Consider the following 19,184-nt stretch of genomic DNA (forward strand, 5'->3'; position numbering starts at 1 on the left):
CGGCGGCGCGATCGAAACGGTTAAGCTGGCGCGATCGAAGCCAACACGCCGCCCGCCCGATGATGCCCGACCCCGCCTCCGAATCGCTCGCCGCGACCTACGACCGCGTATGGTCGTGCCTCGAATCGGGCGTGAGCGCGCAGCGCTCGCCGTTCACGATGCTGCAGGCCGCGACGCTCGGCGTCGATGGCGCGCCCAAGGTGCGCACGGTCGTGCTGCGCGACGTGTGCCGCGCGGCGCGCCGGCTGTCGTTTCATACCGACCTGCGTTCGCAGAAGGTCGCGGAGCTGCGCCGCGATCCGCGCATCGCGCTCGTCGCGAACGATCTCGATGCGCTCGTGCAGATTCGCGCGGAAGGGATCGCATCGATCGTCGAAGACGACGCGCAGCGGCGCGCGCTGTGGCGGGCGAGCCGTCCGCATACGCTGCTGCTGTATCGCACGCCGCTCGCGCCCGCGACGCCGATCGCGTCGCCGGAAGACGCGCATGTCGCCGCGAACCCGCGCACGACGCACGCCGACGACGGCTACGAGAACTTCTGCGTGCTGCATGTGACGGTGACGCGCGTGGACTGGCTCGAACTCGCGCGTGCCGGTCATCGTCGAGCGGTATTCGACGTGAATGCGACCGGCTACGCAGGCCGCTGGATCGCGCCGTGATCGCGACCGCGATCGCCCCGCCGCCGCTTACCGCGCTTCGTCCGACGCCGCCTCGCGAACGATCCAGTCGCGCATCGCCGCGATCGCGTCGTCGTCGCGCCGCTCGGCCGGGTACACGAGATAGAACCCGACCGACAGCGGAAACGCGAACTCGAACGGCTTGCACAGCCGGCCCGCCGCGATGTCGCGCTCGACGAGCGGATCGGTCGCGAGCGCGATGCCCTGGCCCGCGACGGCCGCATCGATCGCGAGCGACGTCTGGTTGAAGCGCAGCCCCTTGTGCGGATCGACGTCGACCGGCTCAGGCAGCGCGGCGACGAACGCCGGCCACAGATCGTGCGCGTCGTGCAGCAGCACGAGGCCCGCGAGCGCGCGCGGCGACGCGGGCGCGGCCAGCAGCGCGGGGCTGCATACCGCGCAGACGTCGAGCGGAAACAGCGGATGCGCGACGAGATGCTTGCCGAACGGCGGCTTCCCGTAGCGGATCGCCAGATCGACGCCGTCGTGGCGGAACGTCGCGAGCTGCGGATCGGCGATCACGCGCACGTCGTAGTCGGGATGCGCATCGGTGAACTGCGCGAGCCGCGGGATCAGCCACTTCGACGCGAACGACGGCGTCGTGCTGATCGTCAGCGCCGCGCGCCGCTTCACGAGCCTGTCGGTCGCGTCGGCGATCGCGAGCAGCGCGCGCTGCACGTCGGAGAAGTACGCGGCGCCGTCGTGCGTCAGCGCGAGCCCGCGCGGCAGGCGCTCGAACAGCTTCAGGCCGAGCACGTCCTCGAGATGGCGTACCTGCTGCGCGACCGCGCCTTGCGTGACGCCGATCTCGTCGGCCGCGGCGCGGAAGTTGAGGTGCCGCGCGGACACTTCGAATGCGCGAAGCGCGTTCAGCGGCGGCAGGCGGGAAGGGCGTGGCGGCATCGCGAGAATGTAGAAAATCTATCGGCTGATCGCAGAAATACTGGTTCGACAGCGGCGAACGATGCGCCTACATTACCACCGGTGCGTGCCGGATGGCGGCAGCGCGAGTGCAGCATTCGAACGAGGAGCGGATCGTGACTGTAGAAAAAGTAGCATTGATCACGGCAGCGGGCAAAGGCATGGGCGCGGCGATCGCGCGCGAGCTGGCGGCGACGGGCTACCGCGTCGCGCTGATGTCGCCGTCCGGCAGCGCGGTGGCGCTCGGCGACGAACTGGGCGGCTTCGGCATCCAGGGCTCGGTGACGGAAGACGCCGACATCGACCGGCTCGTGCAGCAGACGGTCGCGCGCTACGGGCGGATCGACGCCGTCGTCAACAACACCGGGCATCCGCCGAAGGGCGACCTGCTGTCGATCGCCGACGAAAGCTGGCATGCGGGGCTCGACCTGATCCTGCTGAACGTGGTGCGCGTGATGCGTCGCGTGACGCCGATCTTCCAGCAGCAGGGCGGCGGCGCGGCGGTGAACATCTCCAGTTTCGCGGCCGACGCGCCCGAGCAGGCGATGCCCGTGTCGTCCGCGCTGCGTGCGGCGCTGAGTGCGTGGACGCGGTTGTATGCGCAACGTTACGCGGCCGACAACATCCGGATGAACGCGGTGCTGCCGGGCTTCGTCGACAGCTGGCCGGAAACGCCCGAGATCGTCGCGCGCATTCCGGCCGGCCGTTTCGGCAAGACCGGCGAGATCGCGAAGACGGTCGCGTTCCTGCTGTCCGACGGCGCCGGCTATATCACCGGGCAGAACATCCGCGTCGACGGCGCGATCGTCAACGCGCTGTGAACTGCAGTGCGCGGCCGCGGAGCCGCGCCGAACCGCGGCCGCGCGGGCCGCTCGTCGCTACAAACGCGTACAAATCAGACAAATCCCGGATACATCGGACCTTTCAAATGGGCGACGCCGCGTGACCGGCCGCGTCGCCACGACAGCGAACGCGCGATCGGACGCACGGCATGTCCACTTCACGAAAGGAGATGCCGAACGATGTCTTCCACACCGTTTTCCCCGATGCGCCGCCACGTGCTCGCCAGCTCCGTGGCCGCCGGCGTCGCCGCGATGCTGCCCACCGCAGTGCATGCCGCGACCGGCACGACCGGCATACGACCGTTCACCGCGCACATTCCCGACGAAGCACTGACCGACCTGCGCCGCCGCATTACCGCAACGCGCTGGCCGGGCCGCGAAACCGTCGCCGACGAATCGCAGGGCGTGCGGCTCGCGCGCATGCAGGCGCTGCTGAACTACTGGGGCACCGACTACGACTGGCGCAAGGGCGAGGCCCGCCTGAACGGCTTTCCGATGTTCATCACGGAGATCGACGGGCTCGATATTCACTTCATCCACGTGCGCTCGCGGCACGAGAACGCGATGCCGATGATCATGACGCACGGCTGGCCGGGCTCCGTCTTCGAGCTGCTGAAGGCGATCGGCCCGCTGACCGATCCGACCGCGCACGGTGCGAGCGCCGACGACGCGTTCCACGTCGTCGTGCCGTCGCTGCCCGGCTTCGGCTTCTCCGGCCGGCCGACGCGGACGGGCTGGGGCTCGGACCACATCGCGCGTGCGTGGGGCGAACTGATGGCGCGGCTCGGCTACACGCGCTTCGTATCGCAGGGCGGCGACTGCGGCTCGGTGATCTCGCACCGGATGGCGATGCAGCGCGTGAAGGGGCTGGTCGGCATTCACGTGAACATGCCGGCGACGGTGCCGCCGGACATCGCGGCGCTGCTGCAGCTCGACGCGCCGGCGCCGGCCGCGCTGTCGCCGAAGGAGAAGGCCGCATACGAGAAGCTCGCGACGTTCTATCGCGACAACTGCGGCTACTCGGCGATGATGGTCACGCGCCCGCAGACCGTCGGCTACGCGCTCGCCGATTCGCCGGCCGGCCAGGCCGCGTGGATGTACGACAAGATCTCGCAATGGACGTACAGCGGCGGCGTGCCCGAGCGCTCGATTCCGCGCGACGAGATCCTCGACGACATCTCGCTGTACTGGCTGACGAACACCGCGACGTCGTCGGCGCAGATCTACTGGGAAGATCACTCGAACAACTTCAACGCGGTCGACATCTCGCTGCCGGCCGCGATCACGGTGTTCCCCGGCGAGATCTACCAGGCGCCGCGCAGCTGGGCAGAACGTTGCTATCACAACCTGATCTACTTCAACGAAGTCGACAAGGGCGGGCATTTCGCGGCATGGGAAGTGCCAGAGCTGTTCGCCCGCGAAGTGCGGGCCGGGTTCCGGCCGCTGCGGCGCGCGTAACGCACGACGGGCGACGCGCGGGCGGCCTGCGATACGGCGCGACGCCTGCGCGAGCCTGCGTTCGAACCACAATTTTGAATCGTCATGTGTCGTGCTTCGACACGGATACGTAGCGATACAAAGCGTCCGAACGGTTCGGATATAAAAACGGTGAAGCGTTTCGCACGGCGGCGCAACGTCATGCGCGACCGCTGCGAACGGCGATACCGGCGCGCGTGCGTGGCCCGCGGCCCTTTACTTAGCGATCGACAATGGAGAACGAATCATGCCTGATACCGTGAACACCCGACGCCGCCTGCTGCTGGGCACCGCAGTCGCGAGCCTGAGCCTCGCCGATCTCGGCTTGGCGAACCTTGCGCACGCACAGTCCGCGCCCGTTGCGTCCGCAACCAGCGGCGCGGGCGGCGCGTCGCTCGGGCCGATCCATCAAATCGACGCCGGCGTGCTGAACGTCGGGTATGCGGACCTCGGACCGAAGAACGGCCCCGTCGCGTTCCTGCTGCACGGCTGGCCGTACGACATCTACAGCTACGCCGAAGTCGCGCCGCTGCTCGTCGCGGCCGGCTATCGCGTGATCGTGCCGTACCTGCGCGGCTACGGCTCGACGACGTTCCGCTCGGCCGACACGGTGCGCAACGGCCAGCAGGCGGTCACGGCCGTCGACATCGTCGCGTTGATGGACGCACTGAAGATCGACCGCGCGGTGTTCGGCGGCTACGACTGGGGCGCGCGCACGGCCGACGTGATCGCCGCGCTGTGGCCGCAGCGCGTGAAGGGGCTCGTGTCGGTGAGCGGCTATCTGATCGGCAGCCAGGAGGCGAACCGCAAGCCGCTGCCGCCGCAGGCCGAGTTGCAGTGGTGGTATCAGTTCTACTTCGCGACCGAGCGCGGCGCGCTCGGCTATGCGGCGAACCGCGATGCGTTCAACAAGCTGATCTGGAAGCTCGCGTCGCCGAAATGGCAGTTCTCCGACGAAACCTATGCACGTACGGCCGAGTCGTTCCAGAACCCCGATCACGTTGCGATCGTGATCCACAACTACCGCTGGCGCCTCGGGCTCGCGAAGGGCGAAGCGCAATACGACGACATCGAGCGGCGCCTCGCTGCCGGCCCGACGATTGCGGTGCCGACGATCACGATGGAAGGCGACTCGAACGGCGCGCCGCATCCGCAGCCGGCCGCGTATGCGAAGAAGTTCACGGGCAAGTATCAGCATCGGACGATCACCGGCGGCATCGGCCACAATCTGCCGCAGGAAGCGCCGCAGGCGTTCGCCGACGCGATGCTGCAAGTGGAGCACCTGTGATGCGGGCCGGCCACGACACCTTCCGTCGCGGCGCGCGCCGCGTGCTCGTCGCAGGTGCGCTGCTGGCCGGCGCGCTGTCGGCGAGCGGTCCGGCCGCGTTTGCCGAGCAGTCGAAACCGGCGGCGTCGCCGATCTACGGCGTGACGATTCCGCCCGGCTACCGCAAGTGGGAAATGGTCGCGCCGGCCGAGGAAGCGGCGCCGCTCGACGAACTGCGCGTGGTGCTCGGCAATCCGGTCGCGATGCGCGCGCTCGAGCAGTCGACGCTGCCGTTCCCGGACGGCACGATCCTCGTGAAGCTCGCATACAAGCGCAAGCAGTCCGACGAGTTCCCGTCGGCGACCGTGCCGGGCCAGGCGACGACGGTGCAGGTGATGGTGAAGGATTCGCGCCGCTATGCGTCGACGGGCGGCTGGGGTTTCGGGCGCTTCGTCAACGGTGTGCCGGCCGACATCGGCCAGCACCAGACGTGCTTTGCGTGTCACCAGGCGCGCGTGAAGAACCACGACTACGTGTTCACGCGGCTCGCGCCTTGACGCGATACGCGCGCGGTGGATCGCTGCGCCAGCAGGCGTGCCGAACGGGCACGCCTTTTTTCATCGTACGTGCGGCGACGAAAGAGGCCGCCGGCCGCGCCGCACGTCCGAAACGATCCGGCCGTGTATCGCACTGTATCCGCACGCGCGCCGGAAACATCGGCTTGCACAGCGGCGCTGTTCCGGAAACATGCCGGATACGTGAGCGGGTTCTACTGTCGACATGCAGCAAACGTCCGATGCGCGCTATTCGCGCCGGATGCCGAATGATCGATACGTCAAATCCTTTCTGGAGAAACACGATGAAAACCGCTCGAATCCTCGCCGTCGCCGTGCTTGCTTCCCTTCCCGCGCTGTCGTTCGCCGATACCGGCCGCGGCGTCACGCGCGCCGACGTGCGCGCCGAACTGATCCGCCTCGAGCGGGCCGGCTACAACCCGGCAAGCAGCGATGCGCACTATCCGGACGACGTGGCCGCCGCGCTGCAGGTCGTGCGTTCCGATCAGAACGGTCCGTCGAAGTCGCAGGGCGACAACGTCGCGGACGCTTCGGCGCCGGCCGGCCGCGCCGCTGCACGTGGCACGCGTGTCGCCGCAAACGCCGCGACCGCGGCAACGGCCGCAACTGCCGCATGGCCGGCGGACGATCTGTACGCGCATTCCTGACCCGCTGCGCGGCGCGCATCGCCGACGCGCGCCGCGCGCGATGCGAGGCGGCGTCGAACGCTCGACCTTATTTGAACAACGACACACAAGGAGCATCACGATGATTCGTTTGATGAAACGGCTGCTGACGGCGGCCGCGGTGGCCGGCGGGCTGTTCGGCGCGGTTGCGGCGCACGCTGCGCCGCAAGCCGATCTGAAGGGTACGAACGTCGTGCTCGTACACGGCGCATTTGCCGACGGGTCGAGCTGGAATCGCGTGATTCCGCTGCTCGAGGCGCGCGGGCTGTACGTCGTGTCGGTACAGAATCCGCTGAGTTCGCTCGCCGACGATGTGGCCGCCGCGAAGCGCGCGATCGACGAGCAGAACGGGCCGGTCGTGCTGGTCGGCCATTCGTGGGCGGGTGTCGTGATCAGCGATGCGGGCAACGACGATAAAGTGAAATCGCTCGTCTACGTCGCCGCGTTCGCGCCCGACAACGGCCAGTCGATCGCCGACGTCACGCAGGGGCTGCCGGCGCCGTCGTGGGCCGGCGAGCTGCGCAAGGACTCGGGTGGCTTCGCGCGGCTGTCGGACGAGGCGATCGCGGAGGATTTCGCGCCGGATCTGCCGCCCGCGCAGCAGCGCATCGTTGCGGCGACGCAGGGCCCGTGGTATAGCGGTTGCATTTCGGAGAAGGTGATGCAGGCCGCGTGGCACACGAAGCCGTCTTCGTTCGTCGTCGCGACGCAGGACCGGATGATCGATCCGAAACTGCAGGACGCGATGGCGAAGCGGATCGGCGCGACCGTGACCCGCGTGAACGGCAGCCATGTCGCGATGCTCAGCCATCCGAAAGCCGTGGCCGATGCGATCATCGCGGCCGCGGAACGCGCGAAGCAGCGCGCGCAGTGAGCGGACGCCGCCGCGGTGCGATTCGCACTGCGGTGCGTCGAGTGACGGTGACGTGCTTCCCCGAGGAGAAGTCATGACGCAACTGTGGCAACTATCGGCAACCGAAATTGCGAAGCGTGTGCGGCAGCGCGACGTGTCGGCGCGCGAAGTCGCGCAGGCCGCGCTCGCGCGCGTCGATGCGGCGAATCCCGCGATCAACGCGGTGGTCGAGCATCGTCCCGACGACGTGCTGCGGCAGGCCGACGACATCGATCGCGCGATCGCGCGCGGCGACGATCCGGGGCCGCTCGCCGGCGTGCCGGTGACCGTGAAGATCAACGTCGATCAGGCCGGCTTCGCGACGACCAACGGCACGCGCGCGCAGGAAAAGCTGATCGCCCATGCGGACAGTCCGGCCGTCGCGAACCTCGGAAAGGCCGGCGCGATCCTGCTCGGCCGCAGCAATTCGCCGACCTTCGCGTTGCGCTGGTTCACGTCGAATCTCGTGCACGGCCATACGCGCAATCCGCGCGATCCGTCGCTGACGCCGGGCGGCTCGAGCGGCGGCGCGGCGGCCGCGGTGGCGGCCGGGATCGGCGCGCTCGCGCTCGGCACCGACATCGGCGGCTCGGTCCGCTATCCGGCATACGCGTGCGGCGTGCATGGACTGCGGCCGTCGCTCGGGCGCGTGCCGGCCTTCAATGCGTCGTCGCCGGAGCGTGCGATCGGCGCGCAGCTGATGTCGACGGCCGGGCCGATCGCCCGCACGATCGACGATCTGTCGCTCGCGCTGCATGCGCTCGCGGCGCCTGATCTGCGCGATCCGTGGTACGTGCAGGTGCCGGTCGACGGCCGAGCGGTGTCGCGTCGCGCGGCGCTGTGCGTTCGTCCCGGCGGGCTGCAGGTCGTGCCGGAAGTCGAAGCCGCATTGCGCGATGCCGCGCGCCGGCTCGTCGACGCCGGCTGGACCGTCGACGAAATCGACGACACGCCGCCGATGCGCGAAGCGGCGCAGCTACAGGAGCAGCTGTGGCTCGGCGACGGTTTCGACGCGCTGGCGAACGCGGTCGCGAGCGACGGCGATCCGGGCGCAGCCGCGGTGATCGCCGCGGTGCGCGACAAGGTGCGCGATCTGCCGGCCGACGTGATCAGCCGCGCGCTCGTGCGCCGTACGACGCTCGCACGCGAATGGCGGTTGTTTCTCGACGCGTATGCGGTCGTGCTGATGCCGGTGTCGGCCGAACTGCCGTTCCCGGACGATCTCGATCGGCAGGGGCCGGACGGATTCGCGCGCGTGTGGGAAGCGCAGCTCACGCTGCGTGCGCTGCCCGCGATGGGGCTGCCGGGCCTCGCGGTGACGACGGGGCTCGTGAACGGCGTGCCGGTCGGCGTGCAGGTGGTCGCCGCGCATCATCGCGAAGATCTGTGTCTGCTCGCGGGGCGGGACATCGAAGCGCGGGGCGTGCCGGCGGCGCCGGTCGATCCGGTGAAGTGATTCAAACAAGAACCGGCGTTCCGCGGCGTCGACGCGCACGCCGGCTGTCTGAGTGCAACATGCTCAGTGATACTGCTTGAATCGAATCGGCCGGATGTCGTCCTTTCTCAGCACCACACAATTGCGCCCCGCGTCGAGTGCCATGTTCCTGGCACGCTTGAGTTCGTCCGGATCGTTCGACAGTGGGTCCTCGAGTCCGTCCGTGATGCCGGGCCGGAATTCGCTCGCACACAGTAGGCGGACGTCGCCGAACGCGTAGCGAACGTAGGCTCGGATCGTGGGTTTTCCAGCCGACGTGATCGGGATACCCACGCGAGCGACGCTGTCCCGTGCATCGTCTTTGAGGAGTTCAAAGTCCTGGGGCGTCGTGCTGTACACACCCGTCTTTTCGAGCGCACGGTCGCCGATGCCGGTGGACAATGAAGTCAGCGACCACGTGACCAAGATATAGAGCACGAAGCCGACGCCGATAGTGACGTACTTGATCGTGACGGTCGCCGGCTTGCTGCGCGCAGCAAGACTGATCGCCATCAAGCCCGGCAAAAAGCCCGCGAGCGTGAGGGGCAAAAGCGTGGCGAGTGCCGAGAGTGCCTTGGCATTAGTGCTCGTGTCACCGGCAAACGATTCGACGGTCAGGAACCCACCACCGCCCGAAACGGCGGCAATGGTAACGAGCAGTGATAGTCCTGCTGCCTTAAGCAGTATTTTCAGTTTGCCCTGGCCGGTCAATGTACGCTCGAAGTACTGCCCGACGAGCGTGATGACGATACCGATCGCGAACGTGATAAGCAGAACCACCGGGACGGACAAGTGCTTGAACCAGAGCGATCCCGCGAATACGATGGCCATCCACGTCACGACGGTCAGCAGGATCGCGACGGCCGTGCTTTTCGTGATGACGCGCAGCTCCTTGTCGATTGCAAGTAGAGACAGGAGAAAAATGGACGGTGCGCACAGCACGAGCAGCACCCCGGATACCAGCAATACCGTGCCGATAAGAAGTGCGAGCAAACCAGACGTCGACGAGATCGAGTCGAGAAACAGTAACTGCCAGCCGATACGGTCGAGATACGTCCATAACAACAATCCTGGCAAGACCAGCATCAGGACCGCCAACTTTGCGGTCAGCTCGATGGCGTTCTTGCCGAAGTCGAAAATTTTCCCGAGACGTTCGGCGACGATATTCCACGGAACGGTGGACGGCGGCGTGCTCATATGGGCCCTCTGTTTTTTTACGGAGCCGGAATTCTAGGGCGGCGGGACGACCGAACGCAACGCGACTGCGTAGTCGCATTGCACGAATCCGATTCGGAATTTCTTCTGCACGCAGCGGATCGATATGTGTATTTTCGATGTGCCGATCGACGGCGTCGGTCTCGCCGTCGGCCCGCTTGCAATAGCGTCGTGATAGCGCAGCGCGGAACGATCCGTGACGCTCCGCGCTGTTCGCCGGCTTATGCGCTCGGGCAGGGTCGATGCGTTGGCATGCCGCGCTGCTTGTCAGAAATCGAACCCCGGCCCGCCCGCACCGGGCGCACCCGGCGCCGCGGACGGCGCTGCGTCCTTCGGCGCGTCGAACACCGTCGCGTCGGTGGTCAGCAGCAGCCCGGCAACCGACGCCGCGTTCTGCAGCGCGGTGCGCGTGACCTTCGTCGGATCGAGCACGCCCGATTCGACGAGGTCGCCGTATTCGCCGGTCTGCGCGTTGTAGCCGAAGTTGCCGCTGCCTTCCGCGACCTTCGCGACGACGACGCTCGCTTCTTCGCCCGCATTCGTGACGATCTGGCGCAACGGTTCCTCGAGCGCGCGCAGCACGATCTTGATGCCGGCGTCCTGATCGGCGTTCGCGCCCTTCAGATCGCGGATCGCGTGCCGCACGCGGATCAGCGCGACGCCGCCGCCCGGCACGATGCCTTCCTCGACCGCCGCGCGCGTCGCATGCAGCGCATCGTCGACGCGGTCCTTCTTCTCCTTCACCTCGATCTCGGTCGCGCCGCCGACCTTGATCACCGCGACGCCGCCCGCGAGTTTCGCGACGCGCTCCTGCAGCTTCTCGCGATCGTAGTCCGACGTCGCTTCGTCGATCTGCACGCGAATCTGCTTCACGCGCGCTTCGATGTTCTTCGCATCGCCCGCGCCGTCGATCACGGTCGTGTTCTCCTTGCCGACCTCGATGCGCTTCGCCTGGCCGAGTTCGGCGAGCGTCGCCTTCTCGAGCGTGAGGCCCGTTTCCTCGGCGATCACCTGTCCGCCGGTCAGGATCGCGATGTCCTCGAGCAGCGCCTTGCGGCGGTCGCCGAAGCCCGGCGCCTTCACCGCGACCGTCTTCAGGATCCCGCGGATGTTGTTGACGACCAGCGTCGCGAGCGCTTCGCCTTCGACGTCTTCCGCGACGATCAGCAGCGGCCGGCCCGACTTCGCGACCTGTTCGAGCACCGGCAGCAGGTCGCGGATGTTCGAGATCTTCTTGTCGTGCAGCAGGATGTAAGGGTTTTCGATCTCGGCGATCTGCTTGTCCGGATTGTTGATGAAGTACGGCGACAGGTAGCCGCGATCGAACTGCAGCCCTTCGACGACGTCGAGCTCGTCGGCGAGCGACTTGCCGTCTTCGACGGTGATCACGCCTTCCTTGCCGACGCGATCGATCGCTTCGGCGATGCGCTGGCCGATCGATTCCTCGCCGTTCGCGGAGATCGTCGCGACCTGCGCGATTTCCTTGCTCGTCGTGGTCGGCTTGCTGATCTTCTTCAGCTCGTCGACGGCAGCTGCGACGGCCTTGTCGATCCCGCGCTTCAGGTCGAGCGGATTGAGCCCGGCCGCGACGTACTTCTGGCCTTCGCGCACGATCGCCTGCGCGAGCACGGTCGCGGTGGTCGTGCCGTCGCCGGCCGCGTCGCTGGTGCGCGACGCGACTTCCTTCACGAGCTGCGCGCCGATGTTCTGCAGCTTGTCGGCGAGCCCGATTTCCTTCGCGACCGACACGCCGTCCTTCGTGACGACGGGCGCGCCGAAGCTGCGTTCGAGTACGACGTTGCGGCCCTTCGGCCCGAGCGTGACCTTCACCGCATTCGCGAGAACGTTCACGCCTTCGGTGAGCTTCGCGCGCGCGACGTCGCTGAACGTGATTTCCTTTGCTGCCATGATTGCGCTCCCGTTATTGATTGACGACCGCGACGACGTCTTCCTCGCGCAGCACGAGGAATTCGCTGCCGTCGACCTTGACCGCCTGGCCCGCGTACTTGCCGAACAGCACGCGTTCGCCGACCTTCAGGTCGGGCACGATGCGCTGGCCGTCCGCGTCCTTGCGGCCGGGGCCGACCGCGATCACTTCGCCCTGGTCGGGTTTTTCGGCGGCGCTGTCGGGAATCACGATGCCCGAAGCGGTGGTGGTTTCCTGATCGAGTCGCTTCACGATGACCCGGTCGTGCAAGGGGCGTAGGCTCATCTGTCGGTCCTGTCCTGTACGGTCGAAGTTGATTGGCACTCTGCAGCGGAGAGTGCTGACGAGTATAGGAACGGGCTGCGACGCGATCCAATAACGGATTCGGAAAAGCATTTGCGCGGACGCGCTTTGGACGAACGATGCGGGCGAGCGGCGCCGCGTATCAGATCAGCAGCGACACGGTGCTGAACAGCGCGACGTCGTCGCGGCGCGCCGAGCGCGCATGCCGGCGGATCACGTGCAGCAGGCAGTCGATGAAGCAGCGCGCGGCGTCGCTCAGCGTGCCCGCGCGGCGCGTGACGATGCCGAGGTCGCGCGGCTCGAACGTTTCCTTCAGCGCGAGCGCGCGCATCCGGCCGCCGAACGGCGGCACCGCGGCGAGAATCGTCGGGCACCACGTGCACATGTCGGCCTGCTCGAGCATCGTGTGCAGCATCGCGACCGATTGCGCGCGCACGATGCGGCGCTCGTCGATCCGCGCGCCGTGGCGCGTGAACAGGTAGTCGACGAGCGCGGCCTGTCCGTCGGCCGCGAAAGTCAGCACCCAGTCGTCGTCGAGCAGGTCGTGCAGCGATCGCGCGCGTTCGCGCGGATGGCCCGCGCGCACCATCACCGACGTGTCGTAGCGCAGCATCGGCTCGAACGCGAATTCCTGCGTGCTGCCGGGCTGCAGGTGGCCGAGCGCGAAATCCATGCTGCCGTCGCGCAACAGCGGCTGCGCGACGGCCATCAGCGCTTCGTAGAGTTCGAGGCGCACGTCGGGCATCCGCTCGCGAAACCGCAGCACCGTTTCGGCGAGGAACGTGACGGTAAGCCACGGCGTGACGCCGACGCTCAGCCGGCCTTCGACGCGGCCGCGCATCCGTTCGAGATCGCTCTGCGCGTGCTCGAGCTGCTTCAGCACCAGCTTCGCGTGCGTGAGCAGCGTCTTTCCGTATTCGGTGAAGCCGATCCCTTCCGGTGCGCGCACGAGCAGCGGCAGGCGTTCGCTCGCCTCCAGTTCGCGAAGCGCGCGCGTGACGGCCGCCTGCGACAGCCCGAGCGTGCGCGCCGCGCCGCGGATGCTGCCCGCTTCCGCGCTCGCGACGAGCGCCTGCAGTTGATGCAGCTTCATGTTGCTCATCGTGCGATACCCGACAACCAAAGGTTGTCATCATAACGAAACGGCGGCTGTTCGCCGGGATTTTCGCTGCATACGATCCCGCCACGTACCGTCATTTCGGCGGCCGGCAACGAACACGCACGGAGAGGGATCGACATTGGAGCGAACACGCATTGCACCGGAAATGGCGGCGATCGAGGCCGAGATGATCGCGCTCCGCCGGCAGCTGCACGCCCATCCGGAACTCGGCTTCGAGGAATACGCGACGAGCGAGCTCGTCGCGTCTTGCCTGACAACGTGGGGTTATCGGGTCACGCGCGGCCTCGGCGGCACGGGCGTGGTTGGCACGCTGTCGCGCGGCGCCGGCCCGCGGCGGCTCGGGCTGCGCGCGGATATGGACGCGCTGCCGATCCGCGAGACGACGGGGCTGCCGCATGCGAGCCGCCGCGATGGCGTGATGCACGCGTGCGGGCACGACGGACACACGGCGATGCTGCTCGCGGCCGCGCGTTGCATTGCCGAGCGCGCGCGTTTCGACGGCACGCTGAACGTGATTTTTCAGCCGGCCGAGGAAGGGCGCGGCGGCGCGAAGCGGATGATCGACGACGGGCTGTTCGAGCAGTTTCCGTGCGATGCGGTGTTCGCGATGCACAACGTGCCGGGGCTGCCGGCCGGCGTGCTCGGCTTCTGCGACGGCCCCGCGATGGCGTCGGCCGACGACGTGCGCGTGCGCGTGACCGGACGCGGCGGGCACGGCGCGGCACCGCACACGACGATCGATCCGGTCGTTGTATGCGCATCGATCGTGATGGCACTGCAGACGGTCGTGTCGCGCAACGTGAACCCGCAGGAGCTCGCGATCGTCACGGCCGGCTCGATCCATGCGGGCACCGCGTCGAACGTGATCCCTTCATACGCGGAACTCGAACTCAGCGTGCGCGCGCTGTCGCCGGACGTGCGCACGCTGCTCGAAACGCGCATCCGCGAGATCGTGCACGGACAGGCCGCGAGCTACGGCGCGACGGCCGAGATCGACTATCGGCACGGCTATCCGGTGCTCGTCAACCATCCGGCCGAAACGGCGTTTGCACGCGACGTCGCGCGCGAATGGGGCGGCGACGATGCGCTGATCGCGCATCTGCGGCCGATCGCGGCGAGCGAGGATTTCGCGTTCATGCTGCAGGCGTGTCCCGGCAGCTACCTGTCGATCGGCAACGGCGACGGCGCCGCGGCTTGCGGGCTGCATCATTCCGGCTACGACTTCAACGACGCATGCATCGCGATCGGCGCGAGCTACTGGATCGCGCTGGCCGAGCGCTACCTCGGATGATGCGGCCGCACGATTTCCCATCACGACTCGTACGACTCTCAGGAGGACACACGCAATGAAACAGTGGATGGCAACGCTTGCGCTCACGCTGGCGGCAGGCACCGCGCATGCCGGCGACTGGACGGGCAAGGAGATTCGCGTCGCGGTCGATCCGACTTATCCACCGCTCGAATACAAGCTGCCCGACGGTACGCTGACCGGCTTCGGCGTCGACATCACGAACGCGTTGTGCGCGCAACTGCGTGCGCGTTGCGTGTGGGTCGAGTCGAGCTTCGACGGGATGATTCCGGGGCTGCTCGCGCGCAAGTTCGACGTGATCGCATCGTCGATGACGATCACGCCGAAGCGGATGCAGCAGATCGCGTTCACGAACCGGATCTCGAATGCGCCCGCGCGGCTGATCGCACGCAAAGGCTCGCCGCTGCTGCCGAGCGCGGCGTCGCTGAAAGGCAAGCGCGTCGGCGTCGAGCAGGGCTCCGCGCAGGCCGACTACGCGATCGCGAACTGGCAGCCGGCCGGCGCGCAGATCGTGTCGTACCAGAATCAGGAGCTCGTGTACGCCGATCTCGTCACCGGGCGCCTCGACGCGGCGTTCCAGGCGTCGATCGCGGCCAGCGACGGCTTCCTGAAGAAGCCGCAGGGCAAGGACTTCACGTTCGTGGGCGCGCCGATCGACGACGCGAAGTATTTCGGGCAGGGCGACGGCCTCGGCCTGCGCAAGCAGGACGGCGAGCTGCGCGAAGCGTTCAATCGCGCGCTCGCGACGATTCTCGCGAACGGCACGTACGAGCGGATCAACCGCAAGTATTTCGACTTCGACGTCTACGGTGCGAAATAGGCGTCGGGGGCGCTGCTGCGGGCGTCGGCACGTCGGTTGCAGCACACGAACGTGGACTCGAATCGGCCGTCGTCGCGATGCCGGCCGCGTGTTGTCCGGATCATCGTTCGGTCCGCGCACGGAGGCGATGCGAGCGGTTCGGCATCGATATCGGAGCGACGAACGATGCGTGCGACGATGCGATGCGGCATCGCGTCCGATCGGATCGACACGGCAGCAATGCGAGCGTGCGAACGTCTCACATATCGAGACGAAATCCCGTCGATTGACGCGCTTTTTCAGTGACTCCTAGACTGCATCGAACGACGCCGCGCAACACCGGCGCGGCGATGCAGTCCGACGTGCCGATACGTGCGCGTCGACGATACGATCCAGGAGACACGCCGATGCCCGCTGCCGCCACGCAGTTGCACGCCGCGACGATGCGGCGGCTGAACCTGCGTCTGATTCCGTTCCTGATGCTGCTGTATCTGGTCGCGTATATCGACCGCTCGAACATCTCCGTCGCCGCGCTGCAGATGAACGCCGATCTCGGGCTTAGCGCGCAGATGTACGGGCTCGGCGCCGGGCTGTTCTACGTGACGTACATCCTGTTCGAGGTGCCGAGCAACCTGTTCCTTGCACGTGTGGGCGCGCGCCGCTGGATCGCGCGGATCATGATCACGTGGGGTGCGGTGGCCGCGGCGATGAGCGCCGTGCAGACGCCCGGCCAGCTGTACGCGATGCGTCTGCTGCTCGGCGCGGCCGAGGCGGGGTTCACGCCGGGCATCATCTATTACCTGTCCGCGTGGTATCCGGCGAGCGATCGCGCACGCGCGATGTCGTTCTTCTATATCGGCGCGACGCTCGCGTCGGTGATCGGTCTTCCGCTATCGGGCGCGCTGCTGAATCTGAACGGCACGTTCGGCGTCGAGGGCTGGCGCTGGCTGTTCCTGCTCGAAGGCGTGCCGGCGCTGCTGCTCGGTTTCGTCGTGCTGCGCACGCTGCCCGATACGCCCGCGCACGCACGCTGGCTGCCGGCCGACGAGCGCGCGTGGCTCGAGGCGACGCTGCGCGACGACGCGCCGCGCGAACACCTGTCGCACGGCGTTGCGCTGCGCCGCGCGTTCGGCGACCGGACCGTGTGGGCGCTCGCAGCGTTCTGGCTGCTGCAGGCGTTCGGCACGATCGGCCTCACGCTGTTTCTGCCGTTGCTGGTCAAGAGCCTGTCCGGACAATCGAGTTTCGCGGTCGGCAGCCTGTCCGCGTTGCCGTTCCTGTTCGCATGCGTCGCGATGTACGCGAACGGCCGTCATTCGGATCTCGGCGGCGAACGCGCGCTGCATCTCGGCGTGCCGATGCTGCTCGCCGGCGCGCTGCTGACCGGCGCGATCTACGTACACGTGCTGCCCGTCGCATAGGCGTTGCTGGTGCTCGCGGTCGGGTTCAACTGGGCGGCGACGCCGGTGTTCTGGGCGGTGACGACCGAATACGTGTCGGGGCTCACGGCCGCCGCATCGATCGCGTTGATCAACGCGGTCGCGAATATCGCGGGGCTTGCGTTGCCGCCGGTGATGGGGCGGATCAAGGACGTCACGCATTCGTACGATCTCGCGCTGCTGCTCGTCGCGGTCGCGCTGCTGGCCGGCGGCGTGCTCGGGCTGCGGATCGCATCGCGGCGCGCGATGCCGATTGCGGCCCGGCGGGCGTGACGCAGCGCCGTCGCGATGAGACCGCCGATGTCGCGACCGACGAACGCACGATGTAAAGCGCCCGGCGCGCGTTGAACGACGTGCGCCGGGCGCGGGCGATTCGATGCGAATCGCGGTCAGCGTTCGGCCGCCGACCTGTGCGCGATGATCAGAACCTCGACGCGAACGACAGGCCCATGCCCGATGGCGTGAACATCTTCAGCGACGGCACTATGTCGAACGGCGAGAACGCGAACGACGGCAAGCCGGCCGGCCGGTACGGCCGGAATGGCCGGAACCCGAACGGCGGCATCGGCTGGATCGGCGCGATCGCGATCGGCGGTACGAAGACCGGCACGAAGCCGGACACGAAGATGGGCGGGAACACCATCATCGGCGGCAGCGGCGTAATGGCGACCGGCGGACGAGCCGGTTTCTCGGCGACGACGACAGGCGGAGCCGGTTCAGCCGGTTTGGTTGCGACCGGCGTCGAGACTTCCGGCTCAGCGGGCTTTTCTGCGACGACGACAGGCGGAGTCGGTTCAGCCGGTTTGGTTGCGACCGGCGTCGAGACTTCCGGCTCAGCGGGCTTTTCCGCGACGACGACAGGCGGAGTCGGTTCGGCCGGCTTGGTCGCGACCGGCGTTGAGACTTCCGGCTGAGCGGGCTTTTCTGCGACGACAACAGGCGGAGTCGGTTCAGCCGGCTTGGTCGCGACCGGCGTCGACACTTCCGGCTGCGCGGGCTTTTCTGCAACGACGACAGGCGGCGTCACTTCCGGCCGCTTCATGTGCTCGATGATCTCGCCGACGTTCTTCACAAGACCCATTTGACTGATCTTGCCGTAACTGCTGATCCGACCGCCGCGTTCGTTCACCAGCGAACCCATCAAGCTCATCGGGCCGTCCGCGTGCAGCACGCCCGCGTTGCGCACGCGGCCCATCGACGACAGCGAGCCGGCGCTTTCGATCCGGCCCGTCGCCGCGTTGTTCACGCCGCCCATCGAACTGAGCGAATTGCGCGCGGTCACGGTGCCTGCATTGTCGAGATTGCCGTTGACCGACACACTGCCGCCCGACACGCTGCCGCCGTCCTGAACGCGCACGAGCCCGCTTCCCGACACCGAAATGTTGCCCGTCACTGCGTCGACCTGGCCTGCAACGTTCACGCCGACGCCCGCAGCCGTGCCGTACATCGTGATCGAGTTGGCATGCATGCTGCCGAGCTTCGACACGTCGATCGCGACGTCCGGCACCGCGCCCTGCGTCTGACTGCTGAAAGAAAAGTTGCCGCTTTGTATCTGTTCGACATTGGCGGTGCCGCGCAGCGCGACGGCCGCGACCTTCTGCGCCTGCAGTTTCGCGTTGACCTCGAGCGTGCGGGCAATCAGGTCGAGCTGATCGACGTTGCGTGCGTCGAGACCGGCGCCGTCGATCGACAGGCGGCCGTTGTCGGTCCGGAACTTCCGGATCGTGCCGTCGTCGTTGAATTCCGTCGTGCCGGCGACCAGCGACACGCGGTTCGCGTTGATGAAGCTGCCGCCGTTGACGCTGATCCCGTTCGGGTTCGCGACGATCACGCGCGCGTTTTGCCCGGCGACTTCCGTCGCACCGGCGAGCACCGACGCGTTCGCGCCCGTCACCTGATTGAGGATGACCGACGCCGGCGAGCCGCCGAGCAGCGTGTTGCCGTCGATGTGGCCGGCGAGCTGCGTGTTGGCGCCCGACGCGCTGTTGTTCAGCACGAGGCCGGCCGGATTCACGTTGTACTCGGTGAAGCGGTTATGCGAAATGCCGGCGCCGTCCGGCGCGGTGATATTGACGATCGGCGTGCCGTTCGCGGCATTCGCGAGCGTCGGGCGGTTCGCCGCCGAAGGATCGACGACGAGCGGTGCGGCCTGCGCGTGCGCGGCCTGTGCGGCGAACAGCGGCATCGCGCACGCGATCGCGGCGACGAGCGCACGACGCGCGTCCGGCTTGACTGCGTGACGGTGTGGTTGGGCGATATGTTTCATGGTCTTCCCTATGGGTT

At 67.5% G+C, this 19,184-nt stretch carries 16 protein-coding genes and 1 pseudogene; 11 read left to right on the top strand and 6 right to left on the bottom strand.

The window, feature by feature from the left end; translation table 11 throughout:
* Positions 1 to 62 precede the first annotated feature (62 nt).
* A complete protein-coding gene (locus tag BUB20358_RS00950; RefSeq protein WP_035975411.1) occupies positions 63 to 659 on the top strand; it encodes a pyridoxamine 5'-phosphate oxidase family protein in 597 nt (198 codons plus the stop codon).
* A gap of 27 nt (positions 660 to 686) precedes the next feature.
* Here the strand turns inward: BUB20358_RS00950 and gcvA are convergent, their stop codons facing one another.
* Positions 687 to 1,580: a transcriptional regulator GcvA gene (gene gcvA / locus BUB20358_RS00955; RefSeq protein WP_006766814.1), complete on the bottom strand. Its 894-nt coding sequence runs from the start codon at positions 1,578 to 1,580 to the stop codon at positions 687 to 689.
* A gap of 134 nt (positions 1,581 to 1,714) precedes the next feature.
* Here gcvA and BUB20358_RS00960 point away from each other — a divergent pair, with 134 nt between their 5' ends.
* The 7 genes from BUB20358_RS00960 to BUB20358_RS00990 all read left to right on the top strand — a co-directional run bounded on the left by BUB20358_RS00960 (position 1,715) and on the right by BUB20358_RS00990 (position 8,771).
* Positions 1,715 to 2,419 carry an SDR family oxidoreductase gene (locus BUB20358_RS00960; RefSeq protein WP_035975412.1) on the top strand — a complete coding sequence of 235 codons (705 nt, stop codon included), beginning with the start codon at positions 1,715 to 1,717 and terminating at the stop codon, positions 2,417 to 2,419.
* 201 nt (positions 2,420 to 2,620) lie between these two features.
* A complete protein-coding gene (locus BUB20358_RS00965) occupies positions 2,621 to 3,898 on the top strand; it encodes an epoxide hydrolase family protein (protein WP_006766816.1) in 1,278 nt (425 codons plus the stop codon).
* A gap of 265 nt (positions 3,899 to 4,163) precedes the next feature.
* On the top strand, positions 4,164 to 5,204 hold the full coding sequence (locus BUB20358_RS00970) for an alpha/beta fold hydrolase (RefSeq protein ID WP_006766817.1): 1,041 nt from the start codon (positions 4,164 to 4,166) through the stop codon (positions 5,202 to 5,204).
* Positions 5,204 to 5,740 (top strand): cytochrome P460 family protein, encoded by a 537-nt coding sequence (locus BUB20358_RS00975; protein WP_035974916.1) that lies wholly within the window; start codon positions 5,204 to 5,206, stop codon positions 5,738 to 5,740. The genes BUB20358_RS00970 and BUB20358_RS00975 overlap by 1 nt, the downstream gene beginning before the upstream one ends.
* A gap of 302 nt (positions 5,741 to 6,042) precedes the next feature.
* Positions 6,043 to 6,405, top strand: coding sequence for a DUF4148 domain-containing protein (locus tag BUB20358_RS00980; RefSeq protein ID WP_035975413.1), 363 nt, complete (start codon positions 6,043 to 6,045; stop codon positions 6,403 to 6,405).
* 100 nt (positions 6,406 to 6,505) lie between these two features.
* Positions 6,506 to 7,297, top strand: a complete 792-nt coding sequence (locus BUB20358_RS00985) for an alpha/beta fold hydrolase (protein ID WP_035974918.1) — start codon at positions 6,506 to 6,508, stop codon at positions 7,295 to 7,297.
* Between the two features lie 73 nt (positions 7,298 to 7,370).
* A complete protein-coding gene (locus BUB20358_RS00990) occupies positions 7,371 to 8,771 on the top strand; it encodes an amidase family protein (RefSeq protein ID WP_035974920.1) in 1,401 nt (466 codons plus the stop codon).
* Between the two features lie 63 nt (positions 8,772 to 8,834).
* On the opposite strand, the gene BUB20358_RS00995 is transcribed toward BUB20358_RS00990, so the two are convergent.
* The 4 genes from BUB20358_RS00995 to BUB20358_RS01010 form a co-directional block, all read right to left on the bottom strand.
* On the bottom strand, positions 8,835 to 9,986 hold the full coding sequence (locus BUB20358_RS00995; RefSeq protein ID WP_035974922.1) for a hypothetical protein: 1,152 nt from the start codon (positions 9,984 to 9,986) through the stop codon (positions 8,835 to 8,837).
* A 285-nt stretch (positions 9,987 to 10,271) separates the two neighbouring features.
* A complete protein-coding gene (gene groL, locus BUB20358_RS01000) occupies positions 10,272 to 11,912 on the bottom strand; it encodes a chaperonin GroEL (protein ID WP_006766822.1) in 1,641 nt (546 codons plus the stop codon).
* A 13-nt stretch (positions 11,913 to 11,925) separates the two neighbouring features.
* Positions 11,926 to 12,216 carry a co-chaperone GroES gene (locus tag BUB20358_RS01005; protein ID WP_035974923.1) on the bottom strand — a complete coding sequence of 97 codons (291 nt, stop codon included), beginning with the start codon at positions 12,214 to 12,216 and terminating at the stop codon, positions 11,926 to 11,928.
* 160 nt (positions 12,217 to 12,376) lie between these two features.
* A complete protein-coding gene (locus tag BUB20358_RS01010) occupies positions 12,377 to 13,336 on the bottom strand; it encodes a LysR substrate-binding domain-containing protein (RefSeq protein WP_006766825.1) in 960 nt (319 codons plus the stop codon).
* A gap of 184 nt (positions 13,337 to 13,520) precedes the next feature.
* On the opposite strand from BUB20358_RS01010, the gene BUB20358_RS01015 reads away from it, so the two are divergent.
* The 3 genes and pseudogenes from BUB20358_RS01015 (at position 13,521) to BUB20358_RS01025 (ending at position 17,174) form a co-directional block, all read left to right on the top strand.
* On the top strand, positions 13,521 to 14,645 hold the full coding sequence (locus BUB20358_RS01015) for a M20 aminoacylase family protein (RefSeq protein WP_045552332.1): 1,125 nt from the start codon (positions 13,521 to 13,523) through the stop codon (positions 14,643 to 14,645).
* A gap of 55 nt (positions 14,646 to 14,700) precedes the next feature.
* On the top strand, positions 14,701 to 15,483 hold the full coding sequence (locus BUB20358_RS01020; protein ID WP_006766826.1) for an ABC transporter substrate-binding protein: 783 nt from the start codon (positions 14,701 to 14,703) through the stop codon (positions 15,481 to 15,483).
* Positions 15,484 to 15,869: 386 nt separating this feature from the next.
* Positions 15,870 to 17,174 (top strand): annotated as a pseudogene (locus BUB20358_RS01025) (MFS transporter).
* A 148-nt stretch (positions 17,175 to 17,322) separates the two neighbouring features.
* On the opposite strand, the gene BUB20358_RS01030 reads toward BUB20358_RS01025, so the two are convergent.
* On the bottom strand, positions 17,323 to 19,167 hold the full coding sequence (locus BUB20358_RS01030; protein ID WP_108623498.1) for a filamentous hemagglutinin N-terminal domain-containing protein: 1,845 nt from the start codon (positions 19,165 to 19,167) through the stop codon (positions 17,323 to 17,325).
* Positions 19,168 to 19,184: the final 17 nt, after the last annotated feature.

Origin of the sequence: Burkholderia dolosa (assembly GCF_902499135.1) — a bacterium.
Lineage (GTDB): Bacteria > Pseudomonadota > Gammaproteobacteria > Burkholderiales > Burkholderiaceae > Burkholderia > Burkholderia dolosa.